Origin of the sequence: uncultured Paraglaciecola sp. (assembly GCF_913020055.1) — a bacterium.
GTDB lineage: Bacteria > Pseudomonadota > Gammaproteobacteria > Enterobacterales > Alteromonadaceae > Paraglaciecola.
Window position 1 is genome coordinate 1 of the sequence record NZ_CAJWCF010000072.1, and the last position, 24,186, is coordinate 24,186.

A 24,186-nucleotide genomic window follows, 5' to 3' on the forward strand; every position below is an offset into this window, starting at 1 on the left:
TTCAGCTTATCTTCGAGTTGTTTCTGGGAAATATATTTCATGTCGCCATTAGATCATAAATTTAATCTGATTGGTATTACTCATTGCAAACCAATATTTACAAGTTTTTCGATGGGTATTATATAAACGCCTCTGTTGGATATAAACTCCGAGGGGATTCAACCGGATTAGATTTAAATAATGTGTGGTTCGGGTCTTTGGGTGCAAATTATCGTTTTAGCTTCAAGACAAAAGCCGGTGTCGTCTTTGACTACAGACAATCTTCCTTTGAAGACGGCGAAGACATTCAGGAATTAAGTGTTTTTGTTTCAAATCGTATTGATAATCTATGGGGTGTACAACTTTATACTTTCACTGGTTTTAGCGAAAGTAGTCCTGACTGGGGCTCAGGAATACAAGTCAAATACTACCTATAAGTTATGACTGACATGTTCTTGATACACTTAAAACCTTAGTGTTTATATATCTGATTATTATAAGGCCATCTGAGCACATGAGGTGTCGATGGCCAATTTAATCAAAGTAGAATATAACAATGCATTTAGGGAGGGTCATGCAAAAATCCAGAGGCTGAGTGAGGACATGAGTGATTTATATCAGCACGTGGTTGACCCATCTTTTAGAAGTCTCGCAGATTGAACTGGGTACTTCCTATCAGCATCGCAACAAGCTACCTTCGTTCCAAACAGTGAGTCGTTCAGTTGTATTTTCATAGGTCAATAAAGCAGTGTTTTTCTCCCAATTCAGAGCTATAGCTCTTACTTCTGATTGATAAAATCCACTCTAACACACCGTTTTGTGTGTTATTCACCGCCCAATAAGTGATAACAAAAATGGGGTTAAAAGTTCGTGCTTTCAAGCTCTAAATCCCAATGTGTTTCTGATTGTAATACACCAAATCTGGAATATTCACGCTCTACTTTGACTCTTTTGACCACTCCCTTGTGTAGTGAAACCCAAAGGTTGCGATCGATTACGACTGAGCTACCACTTTTGTTATCCACATATGTGAATAAATACTTATATGAATGTTTGTGTATCAGAGGAAAGACCTGATATTGGTTCGAACCAACCTCAATATTCTCAATTGGGGCCAAGGTGATTTCACGCTCCCCCTCAGTCACAGGGCCTGAGACGGAACCCCCATACATAGTGTGAAAACTGATTTGTTGGTGCTCAGTCCCATTGACTGATGTTAATGGGGGTATATTGAGTAATCCTCTGTCAAACGCGTTGTCAATTACGTATTCATTGCCATATTCATTCGTTAATTCGAACATCTCTCCATTTGTTTCCTGCCAGACGCTCTGCTCAGTAACCTGTTCTTCCTCCGTTTCCAAAAACCGAGTTTTAGTGATGCGTGTTAGTATTATTTTATCTAAATATGTTCTTTTTCCAGGCATAAACTCTTCGATAACTTCTACTGGTGATTCTCGGGTAATTTCACCATTAATGAGTACTCTAACGGTACCGATAAAAATTGAATAATCACCCGCTAAGTAGATCCTAAGATCTTTGCGAACAGGTATTTCTGGTTCAAAACCACTAATAGTGTCTGAGTTACCGCCACAAGAACTCATAAACACAAATAACATGAACAGCATAGGTATCGACTTAATCTTTCGATTGTCCATAAGTTGGAGATTATCGTTTTTTATATCCATCATTCATTCCAAATCTTTTGTAAAAATTCATTAAATAAATATTAAGAAAAATCGAGAGTCTAGTTTTGATATAAATCAATATGTCATTGTTCAAAACGATATTCTCGATTTCTTTAAAACATACCAGTAAAATATATGCCTCTGGGCAGAAAATAATAACAGCGGTAACCGAATGCCTTGATACCCCTTGTGGGCAAAGCCTGATAAAACCTAACCAAAGGTATTCTCTTTTCACCCAAACACTAGTGTGAATTAGTAGGCATTAATCCTTGAAACAGACCAAAATAAACGCCAGAGATTAGCGCTAATGATGTGGGGTTTGACTTTTGCTTTGAGCCAAGGCCAATGGAAACGGCAAAAGCATCCATACTCAAAGCTATGGCTAATAATAGAACTTCAATCAACTTTGGGGATCCTAATAGGTGCACGAGAGATAATTCGATATGCCAAAACACAGCAATTTATTTGGCGCCAGCAAGGCAACTCTCTTTGCGTGTTAGCCATTAATGATATTTTGTAACTGATCTATTTTTAAGTCAATCAACACCTGTCTTAACCAATAAAGATCAACAGCCCCTAATAAAAAGCCAAAATCCCATCGGCAATTTAGGCCTTCTTCGATTAAGTGCGTTGCGCTACTAATGATTTATTTAGTCACCTATATAATGTATCCAGTGCTGATATTGTTGTGTTTATCAAGGCGAACTTGTCGAGGAATAGCCGACTATTGAGCGCAAGTTCAACGAAGATAGGCGCAATAATGGATAGCTTGAAAAAGAGGCACTGATTCGACTGTAATTTATAATGATAAAAAAAACACCTACCGGATTGGCAAGTGTTTCTAGAGGATTACCGAAACTCACTTCTGCTTAGATTGTTAATTCTGGCGCCCTTATCAGACCAAGAGCTCAAACTAGGCGCCAAAATCAAATATCAGTCAGGTATGAGACAGTTGATTAAATTTTTTCTGTTGAAAATCAGCATCACCAAAGGTGGTGTTGATCATCATTAAACGCTTAACATAATGACCTACATCAAGCTCGTCGGTAAGGCCCATGCCGCCATGTAATTGAATAGCTTCGTCGCCAATCAACTTACCGTTACGACCAGTCATCACTTTTAATGCAGCAATATTTTTGGCCAAGTCGTCTGCACCACTTTCAGCCGCACACACGGCTCGATACAAAATGGACTTGGCTTGCTCACCCGCCATAAACATATCAACCATACGATGTTGCAGAGCTTGGAAACTGCTGATAGCCACACCAAATTGTTGTCGTGTTTTAGTGTATTCAATCGTAGTGGTCGTAAGTTTTTGCATAATGCCTAAAGCTTCAGCGCACAAAGCAATAGTCACGTCGGCAACAACCGCTTCAATGATAGAATAACCGTTATCCACATCACCCAACACTTGATCAGCGGCAACACGCACATCAGTCAGTTTAATGTTTGCCACCAATTGTCCATCCATCAGGCGATAGGATGTACGTTCTACTCCCGCAGCATCAGTATCAATTAAAAACAAGGTGATCCCTGCTTCGTCACACTGACCGCCTGATGTTCTTGCAGACACCACGACTTTGTTGGCAGCTGCACCATTTGAAACCACGGTTTTTTCACCGTTAAGCAGAAAATCATTACCGTCAGCTTTAGCTGTGGTTTTCACGTCGGCTAGCTCAAAACGACTTTGGCGTTCTAAGTAGGCAAATGCACCTTGCAATGAACCGTCGATAACTTTTTCGATGTTGGCATCTTGTAAAGCAGCGTTACCACTTTTATTCAGTAGGCCACCAAACATTAATACTGTTGCGATGAAAGGTTCAACAACTAAGCCTTTACCCATCTCTTCCATTACGGCCATAACGTCGGTCGCACCGCCGCCAAATCCACCATGGGCTTCGTCGAAAGGAATAGAAAGCCAACCAAGATCAGCAAAGGTCTGCCAGTTTTTAGGATTAAAACCTAAGTCGCTCGCAGCATTAGCGCGGCGGCTCTCAAAGTCATATTCGTCTTGCACAAAGCGCGTAACGCTGTCTTTGAGCATATTTTGTTCTTCAGATAAATTAAAATTCATGATTAAAGCCCCAGTACATATTTGGCAGTAATATTTTTTTGTACTTCGTTCGAACCACCGTAAATTGTGGCTGCTCGTCCGTACATATAAGCTTGTCTCGCATCGTGTCCAAAAGCATGACCGATAGTTTCTGCGGTTTCTTCACCGTGAATAACACCACTATAGTAGCCAGCCAAGTCCATATACATTTGCTGAATGGCTTGTTGAATTTCAGTGCCTTTGATTTTTAGCAGTGATGATTCAACCCCTGGGCCTTTTCCGTCAGCAGTTGAGGCCAACACACGTAGTTCGGTGAATTCTAACGCCATCAATTCAATTTCAGTATTCGACAGACGATTCTGAAACTGCGTGTCTTCACTAAGCGGGCGTCCACCACTCACTTCTTGCGCGAGTAACTTGCGCAATTCGCGCAGGCGCCTTTTAGAATCAGCTACTGCGGCAATAGAAGTACGCTCATGAGCCAACAAGGCCTTGGCATATGTCCAGCCTTTATCCTGCTCGCCAATGCGGTTGGCAACGGGTACTCGTACGTCCTCAAACACCACTTCATTAAGACTATGGTGATCGTCTATAGAAGAAATTTTATTCACCGTTATGCCGGGGCTTTTCATATCAATCAACAGGAAAGTAATACCATCTTGGCGCTTACCGGAGGAATCAGTGCGAACCAGACAAAAAATCCAATCAGAGTACTGGGCGTAAGTAGTCCAAACCTTGGCACCATTAACAATGTAATCATCACCATCTAACTCAGCTTTGGTTTTCAGAGCAGCAAGATCTGAGCCTGCACCAGGTTCTGAATAACCCTGACACCACCAATCTTCACTTTTAAGAATACGCGGCAAAAAGCGTTTTTTCTGTTCGTCGCTACCAAAACCGTAAATAACTGGCGCCACCATTTTGAGGCCAAATGGCACCACATCGGGCGCTCCGGCTAGAGAGCGTTCGGTTTCAAAGATAAAGTTTTCTGTCACTGACCAATCAACACCACCTTGCTCAACAGGCCAACCCGGTGCTAACCAACCTTTATCATTCAGTTTATTCTGCCATTCAATTTGTGCAGCCTTAAACTCGTCATCTAGACCACGTATTCGCGTGGCTAAATCTTCTGTCCAATTCTCAGACAAAAATGCGCGCACTTCGTCGCGAAAGGCTAATTCTTCAGCCGAAAAGGTAATATTCACTTAATGTTTCCTCTATCAATTGTTCATCTTGGGACTAACCACAAGTAGGCCAATACTGTACGCCTCTTCCTTTCCCTTGTACTTAGGTTAAAATGCCACTTAACATGGTGTAAGTGCCAAATAGTACCGAACAAGTTCGATGGACTAAAAACAATGCAAAATCCAAAATGGCGAGTGGCTTTACTTATTTATAACGGTGCCTGGGCCTCTACGATTTATGGCTCCTTAGAGTTATTTCACAGCGCTAATTTGCGCCAGCCACAAGATCAGCAATTTCAATGTGATCTGCTCAGTGCAGATGATCGCCCGGTCCAATTATATGGTGGCCATTCGATTCATGGCGATGCAGTAATTGGTGAGCAATCTTACGATTTGATCATGTTGGCGCACTATTGGGGAGATTTCGAACTCGTCACTCAGCAATATCCTAAAATTCCACCTTGGCTGGCCAAACAACATGCTAAAGGAACACGTATCGCCGGGATCAATAGCGGAATTTTTTGGGCTGCTGAAGCTGGTCTATTAAACGGAGGTAGAGCAACCACCTATTGGCGTCATTTACGTGAATTTGAACAGCGCTACCCAAAAATTCAGTGGCAAGCCAATCAGGCTAGTGTTGAACATGAAGGTATTTACAGCTCTAACGGTCAAAATGCTGCAATGGATCTGAGTTTGCACCTACTGGAAATATTTTGTGGTCCCGCAATCGCTGCTAGTTTGGGCAGAGATATCAGCTCTGATAGCCGCCGTATCTACGATTTAAATCTGATCAACATAGCCGGTTTTAGGCAACATCGAGACTTGGGTATTCATAGAGCACAAGACTGGCTAGACGAGTATTATTCTGAGAGTGTTGAGTTGCAGCAACTTGCCAAACAAATAGGTATGAGTAAACGCACATTTATTCGTCGATTCCAAAAAGCCACTGGTGAATTACCATCTCGGTACTTACAACGACTGCGAGTTGAAGCCGCTAAACACCTTTTAGGTAATACTGAAGACAGCATTAAAACAATCGGCATGAGTGTGGGTTATAGAGATATCAGCTCATTTTCAAAAGTGTTTAAATCGCTGACAGATTTCACGCCAAGAGAGTTTCGTACACGATTGCGCCCCACGGGCATCAAGAATACTTTAAAAGTCGACTAAAAATACGCTCAATATCTTTCAAGTTTCGGCAAGGTTCAACACTAGAGCACCAAGGCGAATACTCCGACATAATAGAATCACCTGAATCCCAACTATTTCGATGTTCTGGATTGAGCCATAATACCCGTTTACTTTTGCGGTATACCTTTTCCCAAATGTCTATTCGACCATCACCTTGATTATTTCGGGCATCGCCTAGCATGATGACAGTTGTTTTTTTATCGATACTCGCCAGCGCTTGGGACTGAAAACCAACCAGAGCCTTGGCATAGTCTGTAGACAAACCACCCCAGCGTTGCATAATTTCTTCTAGTGCCAACTCAATACCTTGCTGTTTAAACAGCTCTGAGACTTCGATCATTTCAGAGGCAAACACAAAGGAGCGTACTTTTGGCATAACATCTTGTAGCGAGTACAAAAACAACAATAGAAATCGCGCCACTCTACTAACCGAACCACTAACATCACAAATGGCGACAATTTTAGGTCGCTCTATACGCGTCGCTTTCCAGCGAGTATGAAATAAAGCACCATCAAAAGCGGCATTGGCGGCAATGGTTTTACGTACATCCAACAAACCTCGTTTACGGGTTAAACGTCGACGGCTATGTTGTGAGGCTAATTTGCGTGCTGCCTTTTGCACCAAACTTTGCATAAGTTTGTAATCGAGGTGCTCAAGCTGACTTAACTTAGCTTGCTGTAGATAATCCACCCGGTATTTTTGACCTTTATGTCTGGCAAAAATCAAATACTGCTGTTCCACATAGTCATTAACTTGGTCAAGCAAACGTGCTCGGGATTTTACTAATTTCTGCTGCAGTTTTTTGTGTTCAGGACTATCCGTTTCACCACGAATTTCAGTGCCCAAAACATCGTCACCGAGGCGTTGCATTATTTTATAGGCGAAGTAATTTTTTTGCGTAAACAACACTATGGAAGATAGTTTCTCTGCCACAGCAGCCTGAGCAATTGCTAGACTCATGTCTTCGTTGTTCCCAAGCGCCTGTCCCAATGGTGAACTAGCACTGGCTTGTAAACCATCCGAGTTGGCGGCCTGATCTGCGGCGGAGATTTGTAGTTCATCTGAGGACTCGACGTTGTTTTTGTCTTCGTCTTCATCTCGCTTAAGGTCGACCTTCTGGGCTTTTTCTACACTTGCAAAATATAGATCAAACAACTCTTCATAAATCACTTGGTCAGCTTGGCGTTTAACCAAGGTCAATGCCAAGACTGTTTTTGATGTTTCGCGACTCTCAAGTCCTAACAACTTGATGGAGTTTAGTGCATCTAAGGATTCAGCTGGCGACACTTGCAGGCCAGCTTCACGTAGTGCGCCTATAAAGTCAGCAACAAAACGCACCTAGCGCAAACCCTTCAACAATTCTTTGATTTCTGGCTCAACTAATTCAATATCATCCTGAAACTTCAAAAGTAAATTCAGGGTTTCTTTTACCCAATGAGGGTCCAATTCTTCAACGTTCAATAACAGCAAGGCTCTGGCCCAATCGATGGTCTCACTGACTGCCGGTGATTTTTTCAAAGGCATGTTTCTAAGTTTGCCAATTAACGTCACTATTTGCTCTCTTAACTGAGAGTCTAACCCTTCCACTTGACTGGCTAAAATCCGACTTTCTAAGGCTGCATCAGGAAAAGGAATATACAAATGCAAACAGCGACGTTTCAAAGCGTCACCAAGCTCTCGAGTATTATTACTGGTTAACATAACTATTGGAGTGGAGACTGCCTTTACTGTGCCAATTTCTGGAATAGATACTTGGTAATCCGATAGCAGTTCCAGCAAAAAAGCTTCAAACTCTTGATCGGCCTTGTCTATTTCGTCCACCAGCAAAACAGCACCATCTTGACTCTGCAGAGCTTGCAATAAGGGTCTAGGTTCCAAAAATTCTTGTGAATAAAAAATATCGCCAAAGTCATGCAAACGAGCAATAGATTCATCTAACCCACGGGCGCCTCTAAGCACATCGCCCAATTGTTCTTTCAGTACCTGAGTGTAGAGTAATTGTTTGCCGTACTTCCATTCATAAAGTGCCTTTGACTCGTCCAGACCTTCATAACACTGCATGCGGATCAGGGGCGCATTGAGAAAAGTCGCCGTTACTTTAGCTAATTCAGTTTTGCCAACGCCAGGAGGGCCTTCAATTAGAATAGGTTTTTGCAAGTGGCAAGCCAAATATATTGCGGTGGCAACAGAGCTGCTGCATATATAACCTAAAGCCTCATAACGGCTTTGAATAATCTCAGGGGAGGCAATTTTTTCTTGATGTTTTATGATCACGGATATCTGCTGCTCAAGGATAACTATCCAATATTATTCACATAATGTTTGAGTATTACCAATCACTATAAACACTTTAAAACTATTGGTGAAAGCGAGTCGTTAGAGATTGTCTCTGTACCTTGTGGATTCTCTAAGAAATATAAACAAACAGCTCAAACTGCCAATACCGTTTGAGCTATTTATACAGCACGAGGGATTTGGATTAACTCAGAAAAGTTAACCCGGTCAAGTAATCGTGTACTAGCTCTCTATCCGTCAATACAAATAACAGCACTACATCGCCTGATTGAGCAAAATCCATGGCTATTTTTGCGCCTTCTAATGGATTTGCAGCATATTGTATATTTTCTGGGGGAATCGATTGTTGGCCTAAATATTGACTTACAATTTCTGGCACTTCGCCTATTTCTCGGCCCCGTAAATAACGCTCTAACTCAGTGACTACGTATAGACTTGCGTCTAACTCGGTAACAGCTGCAGTGAGATTGCGAATTTCCTCGTCACTTCTGTCTCCAGCATGGCTAAACATGGCTATTTTACGTTTAGCGGGTAGTTGCTTAATAGTTTTTACTACCGCTCGCATACTGTGTTCGTTGTGGGCAAAATCCACCAACACCTTAATACCGTTGATATTGTAGATATTGCCTCTTCCTGGGTTGTCTTGAGCGTTGCTACCGAAATCCTGCAAGCCATCTCGAATCGCCTGAGTAGGTAAATTCAGCGCTTTACACAAACCCACGACTCCTAATGCATTTTGTACATTATGTTCGGCAGCACCATTAAGCGTCATAGGCACTTGTTCTAATGCTGCTATGGTTTCTTGTTGGTTGTCTAAAGCATAAATAATTTGTTTATTTTGGATAAATACTGCTGCGCCACCTGACTTTAACTGGCTTTGGATTAAAGGGTTAAATTCATCAGTGCTATACCAACATATCTTATTGTTGAGCTTTAAACCTTGTTCTCTTACCAGTTTATTGTCGGCGTTTAACACTAAAGTGCCATTAGCATCGAGTCCCTTAGCGACCACAAATTTAGTTTCTGCTAATTCTTCAACTGTATTGATACCATACTGTCCCAAATGATCACTGGCAACATTGGTAATCAACACCGCGCCTACTGAATCAACAGGCAACCCTCTGCGTAGTATTCCACCACGGGCGACCTCTAAAAATGCCATCTCAGTGCGGGAGTCTCGAAGTAACATTCTTGCCCCACCGGGGCCTGAATAATCACCAGTATCAATAATGTCATCACCCACGCGAATAAAGTCGGTAGAAGTGACCCCAGCAACATAACCAGCGGCTTTTGCAATGTGCGAGGCCAAACGTACGCTGGTTGATTTACCATTGGTGCCAGTGATGAAAGCCCGCGGGATATCTTGGTATTGTTGCCACTGAATGTTTGTTAACTTAGGCAATGCCCGAACTGGCCAAGTTTGTGATGACTTACCCATACCTAAGCTGACATCGTCATCATCAGTTATACAACTGACTCCATGTTTATGCGCAGCATGCATCAAAGAGATAAGTTCAGGATTGAGTTCTTCGGTTAGCTCTTCACGTAATTCATTTAGCCGTTGCTGCCAATCTGGCAAGGTGTCACTTTTTAGCTCTGCAACACAACAATGCCAAGCTAATTCAGCAAGGTCACAAGCACAATAGAGTGAATCCATAGGGGCGCTGAGGGCCAAATTAGCCCCTTCGTTATGCAGGCGATAGGTAGTTTGTTGCTGCCAACCAAACTCGGCTAACAACTTTGCTAGCCACTGCTGCCAAACATTGACCACTTTATTCTTATCTATGTCTTCAATAAACACATCAAGAATGGCACCGGGATGATCCCACAATAAATTAGGCCCAGTTAAGCGCCTTGCTTCATCAAGTTCTAATCGCATCAGTCGAATTTTCCTTAATCAGAATCTTCGTCATGCTCAACCACTAAACGCACGCCACGTTCATCATGCACGAGTGATTCACCTTCGTTTAATTCGAACTTGTGTTCTATGGGTTCAAATAGTTTTTCAGGAAAATCTTGCGAAGGAGTTTCATCTTGATTTTCTAGGGTGCCATCTGAATTAAAATGTACAATTTGTTTCCAACAACGGGTGATGTTGTCTCCCAAAATAATCAACAAGTCACCTTTTTTACAATCTTTTAGACCTTGTTCAATGGCCTCTTCTTCAGATGGAATAACCTGAATGTTAGCTTCATCTATTCCGGCCTCAAGTAATCTTTGTTTGAGCATTTGCGGTATTTCATCAAAACCACGACCTCTTCTGTCATCGTCAGCCTTACAAATGAAAGAATCGAACCCTTTGGCGGTTATATTTGCCACGGCTAAGACATCTTCATCTCGCCTGTCTCCGGGCATTGCCAGCACAATTCGACGTTTTCCGCTCACATCTAAGCGTGTGGCTAAATCGGTAATTGTTTCTATTGCAGCAGGGTTGTGCGCGTAGTCGAGTATTACTTTAAAGGGTAGTTCGTCGTATATATTGAGTCGACCAGGTGCTTGATAGAAAGAGGTATTGAAAATCCGTAAGCCTTGACGAATATTCTCTAGAGAGGTGTCAAAACTATAAGCAATGGCGGCAGCAAACATGGAATTTTGCACATTATGCAATGCCTTACCTTCAACAGTTGCGGGGATTAAGTGAGTCCATAATAGTGGTATGTGAGCACCTTTATCATAGATAGTGATCATATCGCCGTTGATGCCCTTTTCGAGCACGGCAGCCATACCGCCGCTGCGGATATGTTCACGAACCAAACCATGCCCAGAGTCCATAGTCACATAACAGATACGTTCAGCGTCACAAAAATCTGCCATTTGTAAACATAAGTGATCATCAGCGTTAAGTACCACTACATCTTTGGCGACTTCAACCACAACACGTTTAATTTGCGCCAGTTGTTCTACTGTATTGATGCCTCTTTGTCCAAGATGGTCGGCAGTAACATTGAGGCAAGCGCCTACATTACAGGTGGTATAACCCAATCCACGTTTGAGTATACCGCCACGTGCAGTTTCCATAATGGCAAAATCGACACTAGGGTCGCGCAACACAATTTGTGCTGCCGTTGGGCCGGTCATATCGCCTTTAACACTTAAATGCCCGTCAATATAAACACCGTCAGTTGAGGTCATGCCCGTAGTAAAACCAGACGATTTCATAATGCTAGCTAACATACGTGAAGTGGTAGTTTTACCATTGGTACCGGTAATAGCTGCAATCGGAATTCGGGAATGACTACCAACTGGAAACAACATATCTATCACTTTTCCGGCAACATCTCTGGGTGTACCTTCACTTGGTGCCACATGCATTCTAAAACCAGGAGCGGCATTACATTCGCAAATACCACCACCAATTTCTTTATAAGATTTACTGATGTCGTCGGTTAAAAAGTCTACTCCACCTACATCAAGCCCAATGGCTTTAATCGAACGTACGGCCATATCTCTATTATCTGGATGCACCATATCTGTCACATCAATTGAGGTGCCACCAGTGGATAAGTTGGCAGTGGAACGTAAAAAGAAGACGTGGTCTTTGTCTAAAACTGTTTGTTTGTTGTAGTTAGCTTCTTCCATTAATCGTTCAGCTTGGCTATCTAACTCCAACCTTGTTAATACCTTTTCATGACCGATACCTCGGCGAGGATCTAGGTTAACTATATCGACTAATTCTTCAATACTACTTTTACCATCACCCACAACATGGCCCGGCACTCGCTTAGCCACAGCGACAAGTTCGTCGTTAACAACTAACATTCTGTGATCATAACCGGTCAGAAAACTTTCAATCAAAATTGCTTTGCTGGTGCCGTGTTTTTGCGCTTCATGGTAAGCGGTAATGACCTCTTCATCCGTGGTGAGGTTGATGCTGACACCTCGACCATGATTGGCATTTAAAGGTTTGACTACTACAGGATAACCAATTGACTTGGCTGCCCTCACCGCTTGCCTTTCGCCGTATACCATCACTTGTTGTGGTACTGGCAAACCTAAATCATTTAGTAAATTGTGCGTGTCTTCTTTGTCGCAAGATATCTCGACAGCAATATGTTTTGTTTGACTGGTAATAGTGGCTTGAATGCGTTGTTGGTATTTACCATGGCCAAATTGCACAAGGCTATACTCGTTTAGCCTAAGCCAAGGAATATTGCGCTGTTCAGCAGCAGCCACTAAAGAGCCTGTACTGGGACCAAATTCTTTACGCTGAGCCATACGCACAAAACTGCGTAGTTCATCGTTAAAATCAAAATCATCTTCAATATCTGCTTTAATGGCTTGTTGCACATTAGCAGGCATCAGATGAATCAATAGACGCATACCTAAGGCGCCCGCTTCTAACCCAACATCTCTTTGGTGATATTGATATACTACGTTGTAGCAGCCTTCTTTCTTTAAACTTCTAGTGCGACCAAAACCAACTGGGGAGCCTGCTAAATTTTGTAACTCAAGAGCCACGTGTTCCCAAATATGCCCTATCCAAGTTCCCTCATCTTCTCTCAATCGTCTGATAAAGCCGCCTTCTTCACTATATGAACAACCGTGGCTTTGTAATGAAGGCAAAGCTCCAATTAGACCATCAATAAAACCTTTACCTAATTTTACCGAAGGCCAGTTTTCTAATTCTCCAATATCGATTTGATAACGAATAACAGGGAAGTTAGCGTAGATGTTGGGGCCAACATACACATTTTTGCTGAGAATTTTCATAGGCTAAGGGTTCCTGCTTAAGTTCTACTGAACTAAGGTTATGTTGAGAATGTGTAGGTGGTTTACACAGTAAACTAACTTATAGAAAAACTAAGATAAGCGCCATTGTTTTTAGTTTTTTAGGAAGAATGGGTAGTATAAAAATGGGCAGCGAAAAATATCGCATACCCATAATGTATTTAGGGCTTATTCTATGAAGGCTTTACGATCATTAATATTATAACGACTGCCGTTGGCCAATATATGCAATTTTAAATTCAGCAAAGTGAGAGCATCACCACTGCGCGCTTCAGCCATAGAAGAATGTTCGATATCCGAAGGGTCGATTACTGTAATCGCTCCGCTACCTACTACGGTAAATTCATTGTCACCATCGATAAAAGCGGCGGTATCTTCATCTAGTCCTAGGCCGAGTAAAAACGGATTGTAAGAAACGGCGCTCAATAGCCGAGACAACCTATTTCGCTCGTTAAAATGTTGATCAACCACTATGGTATTAATCAACCCCAAACCAGGCGCTAAATTCACCCCATCTTCGGTAGGTACAATGCCTGTATTACCGCCGGTAATCATATGTTGCGAGACTATCGCTGCACCAGCTGAAGTACCCGCAACATGCACACCTTGGGCATTTAGTTTACGAATAGTTTGGGCTATAGGTGTGCCGCCTAAAATAGTCGACAAACGTAATTGGTTACCCCCAGTGATGAATATGCCAGTACAGCTTTCAAGCTGGGTTACATATTCTTCTTTTTTAGCATCATTGCGATCACTAATAGGCAACCAATGGGTATTACCGGCTCCTAGATCTTTAAATATTTTTTGATACCTCTCACCGGTATCTTCCAACTGAGAGGCAGTAGGTACAATACAAATATCAGCATCGCTGCCACCACATAATTCAACAAATTTTGTTAAAATTTCTGGGTTATCTATTTTTTCTTCAGCACCACCAATGGGTATCACAAACCCGCGTTGCTGCCCTTTAATATCTGGAGACGGCATTTTTATTCCTCAAACGTACCTTTCTTAACAATTTCTTTATTGTAGATATGCCAAACACCATTGGCCATCACATGGCTTATGCGGTTTTGCTTATCTAAAACGATTAAATCAGCGTCCATACCGAGTGCTAGTCGACCTTTTGTTTTAAAGTTCATTAGCGTTGCAACATTGCTGGTAAAAAAAGCCAAGCAATCTTCAATTTTTGTTCCTTGGTCTACCAACTGATAAAACACATTAGTCATAGCAATGGAGTTAGCAAAATCCATTTTAGTCATATGCCCATGTTTATCAAAACATGGTAGGCAACCACCACCATCTGAACTAATGGTGAGTTTGTCCTGGGGATAATCACTATTTATATAGCGCAATAACGCATCAGCTGGCTCATAGCCGACTTCGCCTGTTTCAAATGCAGTGACATCAATCCAGCAACCTTGCTTGGTTAACTCACACGCTTCTGCAAATAATTCTCTGCGCCGATTCACATGAGTAGGATTAAACGTCTTAGCGGGAATTTCCGATGACGACAACGCTTCTCGGACTAATTCTAGTCCGCGCTCTCCATCACCTAAATGCAAATGCACTATTCCTGCTTTACCTGTCATCAATCTTGAAACATGGGCTTCTGAAGCGACCTTTAACAATTCATTGAGCGTGGGCTGTGACGATCGGTGATCACTGATTGCCAGTTCGCCCACACCAACAATAGGTTCAATAAATACAATATCGGTTTTTATTGATCCGGTAAGCGTAGTAGGCGGTAAATGATAACCACCTGTGTAACAAAAGGCAGACAACCCTTCTTCACGCAAAGCATATACTTGGGCAAGTAGTGATTCTGTACTTCGAGTGATGTCATCAGTACCCAACAATCCTACAGCAGTAGTAACGCCAGCTTGAGTAAATTGACTCAAAGGAACAGGTGGAACACGGGTGGAAAAACCAGCTTCCCCGCCACCGCCAGTAATATGGGTATGTGCGTCGATAAAACCAGGTAAAAGAGCTTGGCCTTGCAAGTCTAATTCAGCCACGGCCAGTAATGGGTCTAAAGTAGGCAATGAATCACCCATATACAGGATTTCGCCCCCTCCAATCAAAAGATGTTTCAGCCCAATAGACTCTGGGGCATAGACGTTAGCATTTTTAAGCAAGGTGATTGAGTTAGCTGAAACCACTGAATTTACCGATATATGAAAGATATTATGAACAGCGCGATCCTAATCCACATATGACAGGTAAGCAAAGGCTTTGTCGGCTTTATCTCGAGATAAAAATGAGGCTGATAAACCCTTATGCTTATAGAAATTGGTATAACAACTGCAATTTAGAATAATTAGGTTTAGAGTTGATGCTTGTTCAAAATTTATATAATAAATAACTCAAATGATAAAAATCCTACCACTGGTAATATTGTTGTTAGCTTCCTTGCCTGCACTCGCAGCCGGAATAAAAGATTCACCTCATGCCATAAAAACCTTAGAGATTTACAAAACCATAATTGAGATCCCAACCGTTGCCGGTCGCGGCAAGGTACCCCAAATGGCCACCTATCTAGCGAACGAGTTTCGGAAAGTCGGTTTCAAAGATGAAGATATTCAGATTATTCCTAAAGGTGAAACAGTCGGCATGATTGTTCGCTACCAAGGAGATGGTTCTGTTAAACGTCCCATACTTTTACTAGGCCATATGGACGTAGTAGAAGCGCTAGACAAAGACTGGGAACGCCCTCCTTTTAAGCTCATTCAGGACGATAATTATTTTTACGGACGCGGCACTATAGACAATAAACTTGGTATCACCATGCTCTCTTCGACTTTTATACGTTTGAAAAAAGAAGGTTTTGTACCTAACCGAGATATTTTCTTGGTTTTCTCTGGTGACGAAGAAACAGGCATGTTAACCACAAAAATGCTGGCCAATGAACGCCCTGAATTAGCAAACGCAGAATATGCTCTCAACTCTGACGCCGGTGGCGGTGATCTGGATAAAACTGGCAAGGCCATAGCTTATTTAGTGCAAGCGGCAGAAAAAACCTATGTCAGCTTTGAACTAACACTCAGAAATAAAGGCGGTCATAGCTCGAGGCCCCGAACAGACAATGCCATTTATGAATTATCAACGGCGTTACTTAATGTAAGAGACTATCACTTTCCTGTTATGTGGAGTGACATGACACGGGAGTTTTTCAAAGTATCGGGGACGCAATTGGGCGGCGAACTGGGAGAGGCGATGACTGCATTTGCTATCGACCCAACCAATAAAAAAGCATCTGATCGACTGGAAACAGAATCCTCATACGTAGGCACCACACGTACAACTTGTGTCACCACTATGTTAACCGCAGGACACGCTGAAAACGCCCTACCTCAATCGGCCACAGCGACAGTCAATTGCCGTATTTTTCCAGGTGTAAGTGTTGAAAACGTCAAACAAACACTGCAAACAGTAGTTAACAATAATGCTATTGAATTTGTCACATTAGACTCACCAGTGGAAAGCCCAATATCAGAATTGCGAACTGACGTCATGGCTGCGATAAAGAAATCGGTACATGCACGTTATCCAAATGTACAAATCATTGCTTACATGGAATCAGGTGGCACAGACGGCATGCACTTTCGCAAAGCTGGTATCCCAACATGGGCATTATCCAGTGTGTTTATGGACCCAGATGAAATGTTTGCCCATGGTCTGAATGAACGTTTACCTATCAAAGCTTTTTATGAGGGACTTGACCATTGGACTATTATTTTAAAAGAGTTAACTGGCAATTAGTTTCGCAAAAAAACATAGTTTAAATGGGGTATCGGTAGTGCCCCATTTTTAATGCCACTCTTCAGAACTGACCAGATGACACTCACCTCAATGTACTTTATGCTTAAGATATGACTGCCACAAATATACAAAATAACCAACGCCCTCAATACACTAAAGCTCAAACCAAGTTTATTCTGGCAACCCTAGATTCCTTAATGGATGAAGGAGTGGATGGCTGTTCGGTGCGCAAAATAAGTGAAAGAGCAGGTACGGCAGTTGGCCTGATTAACTATCACTTTGGCACACTCAACGACTTACTGGCGGCTACCTATTTGCATTTAGCCTATACATTGATGGACAAGGCCATTGAGAAATCACAAAGCACCGTTCTTCCCAGACAAAGGTTGTCTTTTTTTATCCAAGAGACCTTTGGTGATGCTGTCATGCAACGCAAAATTTTGCGCGCTTGGGTAGTGTTTTGGAGCATGATCGACAGAGCGCCTCAAATCAAACAGGCCCATGATTCATCCAATCAGGCCTTTAGAGTGTTTCTACAGCAAAGCTTTGCTGAATTGAATAAAGAAAACCCTGTCAGACCTACTCCACGCCTTGCCGCCATTGGCCTCACCGCCATCATGGACGGTTTATGGTTAGAATGGTGTTTATCCTGCGAAACCTTCAATTCAGACGAGGCCATTTTATTGTGTGAGCAATGGGTAGATGCCGCTTGTAAGTAGAGTTATTTAGTCAGGCTTTGAAGGTACCAATTGAGAAAGCTCTGTTGAAAGCTTTCCATTTCTGACAACCTTCCAGGCTTATAAAACCGTGAATTCACACCTTTTTGGTTATTCATAATGATGGTTTTATCTGCTTGGGTGGTGACATCCCAAAGCCAAGTGAGCTGGTCTAGTTGATAGTCTTTCCCTTCAACCGCTGACTCATTCACAAACCAATACACATCACAGATACATTCATCTACAGAAACCGGTAAAAAACGGTAACCGAGCATGTGATCGTCGTAAATCAAAAAATAGCTCAACGGCCCAATCATCAGTTCAGACGCACCACCATCATATTCGTCTAACGACCCAAGCAATGGCGCAACAGGTTTTCCACCTAAACTGCCACTTAATGCACCACGCAATAGGGGATTGCGATCATATTGATAACCTTCTTGCCCCTTTTCGGCTAAGTCGAAATAATGATTTAGCTCAATACACTTGGGGTTAGCTTGATGTGCCTGGGTGAAATTAGCTTTTGTTGTTTGAAACACCTTTGGGGATTTCGCCATGGCATGAATTTGCGCAAATTCTGGGTGAGAGGGGCCGCAGTGATAACATTCTTGATAGTTCTCAACCGCTAACTTCCAATTAGCTGGAATCCGATAGGATTTTTGCTCAGCCAGCTTCATGTTAAACATGCCAAACAATTCGAAGGGTTGTTTGAGATCTTCGCGAAGAGAAGTAAGGCTAGGTGGATTTTCACTTAAACAGATAAAAATAAGCCCTCCTAAAAGCGCTACATTGATCTTATGTAAACCATTCTCGGACTTGGCAAAGTCATCCGGCATATTACGCGCAGAAATAAGCTCGCCGTCTAAGTTGTAACTCCAAGCGTGGTAGGGGCAAGTCAGAGATTTTTGCGAACCGGATTTTTCAAGACAAATTCGCGAACCACGGTGACGGCAAACATTCACATGCGCTTTTATCTCACCAGCGGCAGTTCGCAGAATAATCACTGACTCGGTATCAAATTCAACAGTAAAATAATCACCAGAAGTGGGGATTTGCGACTCATGTCCGGCAAATAACCAATGCTGCAAAAAAATATTACTTATCTCAGCACGGTAAACGTCTTGGTCTTTATAAAACGCCTGACTAAGAGACTCACCCTGCAACTGGGCTGCAACAAGTTGTTGTATTTTATCTGAGTTTGAAGATGCCATTGATCTTGGCTAGCCTAATTAATCTGCGTTATTGACAGTATTGAACGAGTGTTCAATACTGTCAATAATCAGTTAGGATAATTTTTAGGAAGACGAATGTTAGATGCAATAATCATAGGCGGCGGGCATAACGGATTAGTGTGTGCCAACTATCTTGCAATGGCAGGAAAAAAGGTACGTGTATTAGAACGTCGCCATGTGGTGGGCGGCGCAGCGGTAACTGAAGAGTTTCATCCAGGCTTTCGTAACTCGGTCGCTTCATACACAGTGAGTTTGTTAAATCCTAAGGTTATAGCCGACTTAAAACTGCATGAAAATGGTTTAAAAATTGTGCACAGAAAAGTGAATAATTTATGGCCACACGACAATAATGACTTTTTAGCCTTTGTGGTTGGCTCTGATAACTTAAAAGCCGAAATAGCACGATTTTCCCAAACTGATGCCGACGCGCTAGACCGGTATTTCAGAGATACTGGTATGGTGGCGGATCTCATTCGTGACTTTTTACTTGAAACGCCGCCCAATGTAGGTGGTGGTATCAGAGACATATTTAAAGCCGCAAAATTTGGTAATCGCCTGCGTAAACTGCCTATCGAAGATGAACGTATTGTGTTGGATATATTTACTAAAAGTGTCTCGGACTTTTTAGACCTGTATTTTGAAAATGAGTATGTCAAAGGTGCCTTTGCCTTCGACGGCATTGTTGGTAATTATGCCGACACACAAACCCCAGGTTCGGCTTATGTTTTGATGCACCATGCCTTTGGTGAAGTAAACGGTGAAAAAGGCGTTTGGGGCCATGCCATTGGCGGTATGGGTTCTATTACGCAAGCGATGGCCAAATCTGCTTTAGACAAAGGTGTTGAAATTCAAACCGATGCCGCAGTCAAACAGGTGCTGGTCAGAGATGGTCAAGCTTATGGTGTACTGCTAGAAACCGGTGAAACACTTGAAGCAAAAAGCATAGTGTCCAATCTTAATCCAAGCCTGTTGTATAACCAATTGGTGGATGCAAAAGAGTTACCAGAAGATTTTGCGCGGCGCATGAAGCATTATAAAAACGGCTCGGGCACTTTTCGAATGAATGTGGCACTAAGTGAATTACCCAAATTTACCTGTTTAGCACAGCAAGAACGTGCCACTGCAGAGCACCTTACTGGCGGCATTGTGATAGCCCCCACCTCAGCTTACATTGACCAAGCTTACCGTGACTCAAAAGAGCATGGCTGGTCTAAAGCGCCCATTGTGGAAATGCTTATTCCTTCCACGCTTGACGATACGTTGGCACCAGAAGGGCAACATGTAGCGAGTTTGTTTTGCCAACAGTTTGATCCGGATATTGATTGGGATACACACCGAGAAGCCGCAGCAGATTTGATCATTGAACAAGTAGAAAAATTCGCGCCAGGCTTTAAAGCATCAGTGGTAGGTCGCCAGGTATTAAGTCCCCTTGATCTCGAACGTATCTTCGGGCTTACTAAAGGTGACATTATGCATGGCAACATGAGTCTGGATCAGATGTTTAGCACTAGGCCTCTGTTAGGCCATGGCAATTATCGGTCGCCCATCAAAGGTTTATATATGTGTGGTGCCGGTACCCACCCAGGTGGCGGAGTAACAGGAGCACCAGGGCACAACGCGGCGAGAGAGATTATACGAGACAATTAAAAACACATTTAAGGATTAACCTATCGAGTCCGACAAACAGAACATGATTGATAAACCATTAAGCCGCGTCGACTCGATACTCGTTAGTGTTATTTTGCTGACATTAATGGGTGCGGTAATATGGATATTTGGCAGTGATGCCCTGTCTGGCGCTACCCAAGTTGCTATGATGGTTATCGCTTTTTTCACGACTTTGATCGGTTTAAAAAACGGCATCAGTTGGTTTGAAATTGAAAAAAGCGTAGTTCGGTCTTCCACTAAGACAACCGGTCCGATTTTGATATTTCTGTCAATCGGCGCATTGATTGGTAGTTTTATGTTATCTGGCGCCGTACCTACTTTGCTGTACTACGGCTTAAACATATTATCGCCCACCTATTTCTATGCACTTAGCTGTTTAATTTGTGCCTTAGTCGCTCTATGTATTGGCAGTTCGTGGACTACAGCCGCCACTATTGGCGTTGCATTGATGGGGGTATCTTTCGGTTTCTCCTTGTCTCCCGAAATTACTGCAGGTGCGATTATTTCAGGTGCCTATTTTGGCGATAAAATGTCGCCATTATCAGAAACAACCAATTTAGCCCCGTCCATCGCTGGTAGCGACTTGTTTGATCATATTCGGCATATGGCTTGGGTAACGGTGCCAAGTTTTAGCCTTGCAGTGTTAGCCTTCTTTGTTATTGGTTTAAGCTCACCTGTAACGGAAGGTAGTCAAACGAGTATTGAGGCGTTTATCCAAACTCTCCGTCAACATTTTAACATTTCGCCTATCAACCTAATACCCGTTGTTTTATTGCTTTGGCTAGCGGTTAAAAGAACTCCTGCATTTCTCGCCATAATAGGCGTGTCGCTTTTAGCTTGTATATTTACCTTAATATTTCAGTACGATGTGTTACTTAATTTTGCAGGTGGCTCTAATCCTATATTGTTATTCAAATCAATATGGACAGTGCTATTCGACGGTTTTAGTATCAGCACCGATAATGACAGTGTGAACAGTTTATTGTCACGGGGCGGCATGGCATCCATGGTGAATATGGCATGGTTGGTCATTGCCTCTATGATGATGACAGGTGTTCTCGAAAGAATTGGTTACATTGATGTGCTGATGGGTGTATTAGTCAAATTTGTGCACTCTACAGGATCGTTAATCGCATCAACCATGGCCACTTGTTTAGGCATAAATATAGTCACAGGCGACCAATACATGTCCATCATACTGCCCGGTCAAATGTGGAAATCTGAATTTGCAAAGCACAATCTAGCCAATGTTAATCTATCTCGCGCACTAGAAGATGCTGGTACCCTCACCTCCCCGCTAATCCCTTGGAACGCATGCGGCGTTTATATGGCGGGCACGCTCGCAGTCGCCACCATAGACTATTTACCCTATTGCTTTTTTAATCTGATCAATCCTGTGGTTGCACTTTTATTTGCGTTTTTAAATGTGAAGATAATGCGTAAATAAGATTTTTTTCTTAAATTGAAAACCTAAGTGAGAGTTAGAACTGGAGTTATAAAGTTTTGGCTCCAAACAACACAAAGCCGCCTCATTTGAGGCTGCTTTGTTTATTAAACATCATAAGGATTAAAATACGTAATTAACTGCAAACCTTAGCAGGTTCGCATCTTCTGCACTGTTTACATCATTACTGCTTTTACTAACGTCTGCTTTGAGTGCAACGTTAGTGTCCAAATCGTAACGTAAACTTAGAGAAACAACGTCATACTCGTCAACAAAAGTCTGCTGTAATCCCACTACCACTGCAGTTGCCGTAGGTTGAAAAGCCGCTGGCAATGCTGCTACTTTATCCAAGAATTTAAACGGATTATTTGCGTCTTGTGATTCATAGGTCAACGCCGGAGTCCATTTACCTGAACGGAAACCCGCAGAGACATAATAGGAGGTAGTTGTGGGATTGTATGAATCTTCAACTTCCGTTTTAGTCCATTCACCACCAATAAACCAATCGAAAGTATCGTATTCGATGCCAAAACCTGTGAAGTTTGCGGAATCCTCTAAAAATTCTAGATTCCCAGCCAACTCACCTAGACCTGCAGCCCTCAAAGCGCCAGTAGCCCCATCTAATGTTTCATTGAATAAAGAGGCTTTTGCAGCTATGTATGACCCTCTTATTTTCGTATGTAGCTTCAGCTGATACCAGCATTAAATTATCAACTTCCAACCGAGCTGGGCCCGCTGAAGTAATTAAATCGTTACTCACTGTCCCAAAAGCGCCTTGGAGATTGTACTCCCAGTCACCTACATAATTACTGTAGTCAACTCTAAAACCATCTAAGTTGTTGAAGTTGACGTCATAAACCACTCTTGGTGCATTAACCCAATGATATGAATAACCCACATCTTTTGAGGAAGAGTATTTAAACAACGGGAGTCTGAGTCTTCCAGCAGAAATCGAAACATTATCTGTTGCTTGATAGGTCAAATAAGCCCATTCAAAATCAGGGTCATAGTCATTTTTACCCCGTGCAACAATTTGTCCTGTGGCAGTCATTTTATCATTTATATCGCCACTCACCTGAATGGCAAAGGTGCTCTCAGAGCTAAATGATATATTATCGTCGTAATCATAGAGCGAATCATCACTACTGGTAATTCCCCCAATTAAGTTAGCAAAGCCATTAATTCTAATCTCGGCATTGGCTGAAAACAAGGTTGTACAAGCCAGTGCAGTTACAGTCAGTATTTTTTTCACATTATTTCTCCCAATGCTTAATTTAGTGGAACGACTTTTACGCTATCGGTAACTGCACTGCTATCAACATAGCCGACAGCGCTTTTGTTGTTAGCTACAATTTCAATGACAGCAGCATCGTTTTCTACTTCTTTAGGAGGTATGCCTTTACCGGTAAAGACCAGTTTTGACCAATAGGCAGACACTTGTGTTGAACTGCGTTTTATCACATTTGAATCGAATTGCTCACGACTCGTGTAACCTATCTCGGAATTAATTGGGATGACTCCTTTACCATCCGAAAACTTTTTTTCCTTTCCTAAAAAAATTCGCTGAACTTTTTTAGCGTCTAATGTCGCCGCATTACTTGGATGGACTATCACGACTACCTCTGCCCAAGCGTTATTCACGATGACGAAAAGTGCAATTGATAGTAAAGATTTACGTATAAATTTATGTACCATGTTTCCCCTCGCACACTGATTAAAAAACTACGTATCTGCCAAATTTTAGGTAGGACACAGATATCACTGTAGTTTTCCAACAGAAAAAAATGTATTAAAAAACATACTCTAGTATTTTATTTAATACCTTCCCTGGTTTTTTATACCTTAATTTACCTCAGCGGACTTGAGGTTACATTCTAGTCATTCGCACATACCACTTCGAAGTTCTGCAAATGCCCCTTAGTATTAGTACACAGATTAGCGACCCGCACATGCAAATCCAGCTTATCGCAGCCACCTTTAATTATTTGCATATTTGATTTAACAATTTTGCAGGGGAAAATAGGGGTTTTCGTAACTGCATCCGGTTATTTCGTAACGCCTTCTGCATATTCCGTTATAGACAGGATCGTTCGAGTGTTTTAGCCTCAATACAGATTTAAAATCTGTATTTCATATATATAAAAGGCTATGTTTTTGTAAACTGTTGCAACACTGTATATAATTACAGTTAATAAGGAGGTGGTCTATGATCCCAGCACAGTTTACAAAGTTTTTAGAGCAATTTAAT

The 24,186-nt window shown here is 42.2% G+C and carries 20 protein-coding genes; 6 read left to right on the forward strand and 14 right to left on the reverse strand.

Features of this window, described 5'->3' with window-relative positions; translation table 11 throughout:
• The first annotated feature begins 83 nt into the window (after nt 1-83).
• Complete coding sequence (locus QZ488_RS14845) at nt 84-416, forward strand: hypothetical protein (RefSeq protein ID WP_293750163.1); 333 nt, start codon at nt 84-86, stop codon at nt 414-416.
• A gap of 423 nt (nt 417-839) precedes the next feature.
• On the opposite strand, the gene QZ488_RS14850 is transcribed toward QZ488_RS14845, so the two are convergent.
• From QZ488_RS14850 to QZ488_RS14865, 4 genes are all read right to left on the reverse strand, one after another.
• Nucleotides 840-1,664, reverse strand: a complete 825-nt coding sequence (locus QZ488_RS14850; RefSeq protein WP_293750165.1) for a hypothetical protein — start codon at nt 1,662-1,664, stop codon at nt 840-842.
• Nucleotides 1,665-1,906: 242 nt separating this feature from the next.
• Nucleotides 1,907-2,068, reverse strand: a complete 162-nt coding sequence (locus QZ488_RS14855) for a hypothetical protein (RefSeq protein WP_366509043.1) — start codon at nt 2,066-2,068, stop codon at nt 1,907-1,909.
• A gap of 533 nt (nt 2,069-2,601) precedes the next feature.
• The gene (locus QZ488_RS14860) at nt 2,602-3,738 is read right to left on the reverse strand and encodes an acyl-CoA dehydrogenase family protein (RefSeq protein ID WP_293750167.1); all 1,137 of its coding nucleotides are present in this window, start codon (nt 3,736-3,738) and stop codon (nt 2,602-2,604) included.
• Between the two features lie 2 nt (nt 3,739-3,740).
• Nucleotides 3,741-4,922, reverse strand: coding sequence for an acyl-CoA dehydrogenase family protein (locus QZ488_RS14865; protein WP_293750169.1), 1,182 nt, complete (start codon nt 4,920-4,922; stop codon nt 3,741-3,743).
• A gap of 153 nt (nt 4,923-5,075) precedes the next feature.
• Between QZ488_RS14865 and QZ488_RS14870 the strand changes: the two genes are divergently transcribed.
• Nucleotides 5,076-6,071, forward strand: coding sequence for a helix-turn-helix domain-containing protein (locus QZ488_RS14870; protein ID WP_293750171.1), 996 nt, complete (start codon nt 5,076-5,078; stop codon nt 6,069-6,071).
• Here QZ488_RS14870 and QZ488_RS14875 read toward each other — a convergent pair.
• The 6 genes from QZ488_RS14875 to iadA all read right to left on the reverse strand — a co-directional run bounded on the left by QZ488_RS14875 (nt 6,046) and on the right by iadA (nt 15,278).
• On the reverse strand, nt 6,046-7,431 hold the full coding sequence (locus QZ488_RS14875) for a VWA domain-containing protein (RefSeq protein ID WP_293750173.1): 1,386 nt from the start codon (nt 7,429-7,431) through the stop codon (nt 6,046-6,048). The two genes, QZ488_RS14870 and QZ488_RS14875, sit on opposite strands and share 26 nt — an antisense overlap.
• Complete coding sequence (locus QZ488_RS14880; RefSeq protein ID WP_293750175.1) at nt 7,432-8,367, reverse strand: MoxR family ATPase; 936 nt, start codon at nt 8,365-8,367, stop codon at nt 7,432-7,434. It lies immediately after the preceding gene.
• A gap of 205 nt (nt 8,368-8,572) precedes the next feature.
• The gene (locus QZ488_RS14885) at nt 8,573-10,267 is read right to left on the reverse strand and encodes a Mur ligase family protein (RefSeq protein ID WP_293750177.1); all 1,695 of its coding nucleotides are present in this window, start codon (nt 10,265-10,267) and stop codon (nt 8,573-8,575) included.
• Between the two features lie 14 nt (nt 10,268-10,281).
• Entirely contained in the window at nt 10,282-13,098 is a 2,817-nt protein-coding gene (gene cphA / locus QZ488_RS14890) for a cyanophycin synthetase (RefSeq protein ID WP_293750179.1), read from the reverse strand.
• Between the two features lie 186 nt (nt 13,099-13,284).
• The gene (locus QZ488_RS14895; protein ID WP_293750181.1) at nt 13,285-14,103 is read right to left on the reverse strand and encodes a cyanophycinase; all 819 of its coding nucleotides are present in this window, start codon (nt 14,101-14,103) and stop codon (nt 13,285-13,287) included.
• Between the two features lie 2 nt (nt 14,104-14,105).
• On the reverse strand, nt 14,106-15,278 hold the full coding sequence (iadA, locus tag QZ488_RS14900) for a beta-aspartyl-peptidase (protein ID WP_293750183.1): 1,173 nt from the start codon (nt 15,276-15,278) through the stop codon (nt 14,106-14,108).
• A 238-nt stretch (nt 15,279-15,516) separates the two neighbouring features.
• Between iadA and QZ488_RS14905 the strand changes: the two genes are divergently transcribed.
• A complete protein-coding gene (locus tag QZ488_RS14905; RefSeq protein WP_293750185.1) occupies nt 15,517-16,878 on the forward strand; it encodes a M20/M25/M40 family metallo-hydrolase in 1,362 nt (453 codons plus the stop codon).
• A gap of 110 nt (nt 16,879-16,988) precedes the next feature.
• Nucleotides 16,989-17,597 (forward strand): TetR family transcriptional regulator C-terminal domain-containing protein, encoded by a 609-nt coding sequence (locus QZ488_RS14910; RefSeq protein WP_293750187.1) that lies wholly within the window; start codon nt 16,989-16,991, stop codon nt 17,595-17,597.
• Between the two features lie 2 nt (nt 17,598-17,599).
• Here QZ488_RS14910 and QZ488_RS14915 read toward each other — a convergent pair whose 3' ends face one another.
• On the reverse strand, nt 17,600-18,805 hold the full coding sequence (locus QZ488_RS14915; RefSeq protein WP_293750189.1) for an aromatic ring-hydroxylating dioxygenase subunit alpha: 1,206 nt from the start codon (nt 18,803-18,805) through the stop codon (nt 17,600-17,602).
• A gap of 96 nt (nt 18,806-18,901) precedes the next feature.
• Between QZ488_RS14915 and QZ488_RS14920 the strand changes: the two genes are divergently transcribed.
• Together QZ488_RS14920 and nhaC are read left to right on the forward strand one after the other, a co-directional pair.
• On the forward strand, nt 18,902-20,473 hold the full coding sequence (locus QZ488_RS14920; RefSeq protein WP_293750191.1) for an NAD(P)/FAD-dependent oxidoreductase: 1,572 nt from the start codon (nt 18,902-18,904) through the stop codon (nt 20,471-20,473).
• Between the two features lie 43 nt (nt 20,474-20,516).
• Entirely contained in the window at nt 20,517-21,941 is a 1,425-nt protein-coding gene (gene nhaC, locus QZ488_RS14925; RefSeq protein WP_293750192.1) for a Na+/H+ antiporter NhaC, read from the forward strand.
• Nucleotides 21,942-22,061: 120 nt separating this feature from the next.
• On the opposite strand, the gene QZ488_RS14930 is transcribed toward nhaC, so the two are convergent.
• From QZ488_RS14930 to QZ488_RS14940, 3 genes are read right to left on the reverse strand one after another with little or no spacing between them, the layout of a single operon-like run.
• Nucleotides 22,062-22,541: a hypothetical protein gene (locus QZ488_RS14930; RefSeq protein ID WP_293750193.1), complete on the reverse strand. Its 480-nt coding sequence runs from the start codon at nt 22,539-22,541 to the stop codon at nt 22,062-22,064.
• A gap of 25 nt (nt 22,542-22,566) precedes the next feature.
• A complete protein-coding gene (locus QZ488_RS21535; RefSeq protein WP_366509045.1) occupies nt 22,567-23,190 on the reverse strand; it encodes a hypothetical protein in 624 nt (207 codons plus the stop codon).
• Between the two features lie 17 nt (nt 23,191-23,207).
• Complete coding sequence (locus QZ488_RS14940; RefSeq protein WP_293750194.1) at nt 23,208-23,633, reverse strand: phosphate ABC transporter substrate-binding protein; 426 nt, start codon at nt 23,631-23,633, stop codon at nt 23,208-23,210.
• Between the last annotated feature and the right edge of the window lie 553 nt (nt 23,634-24,186).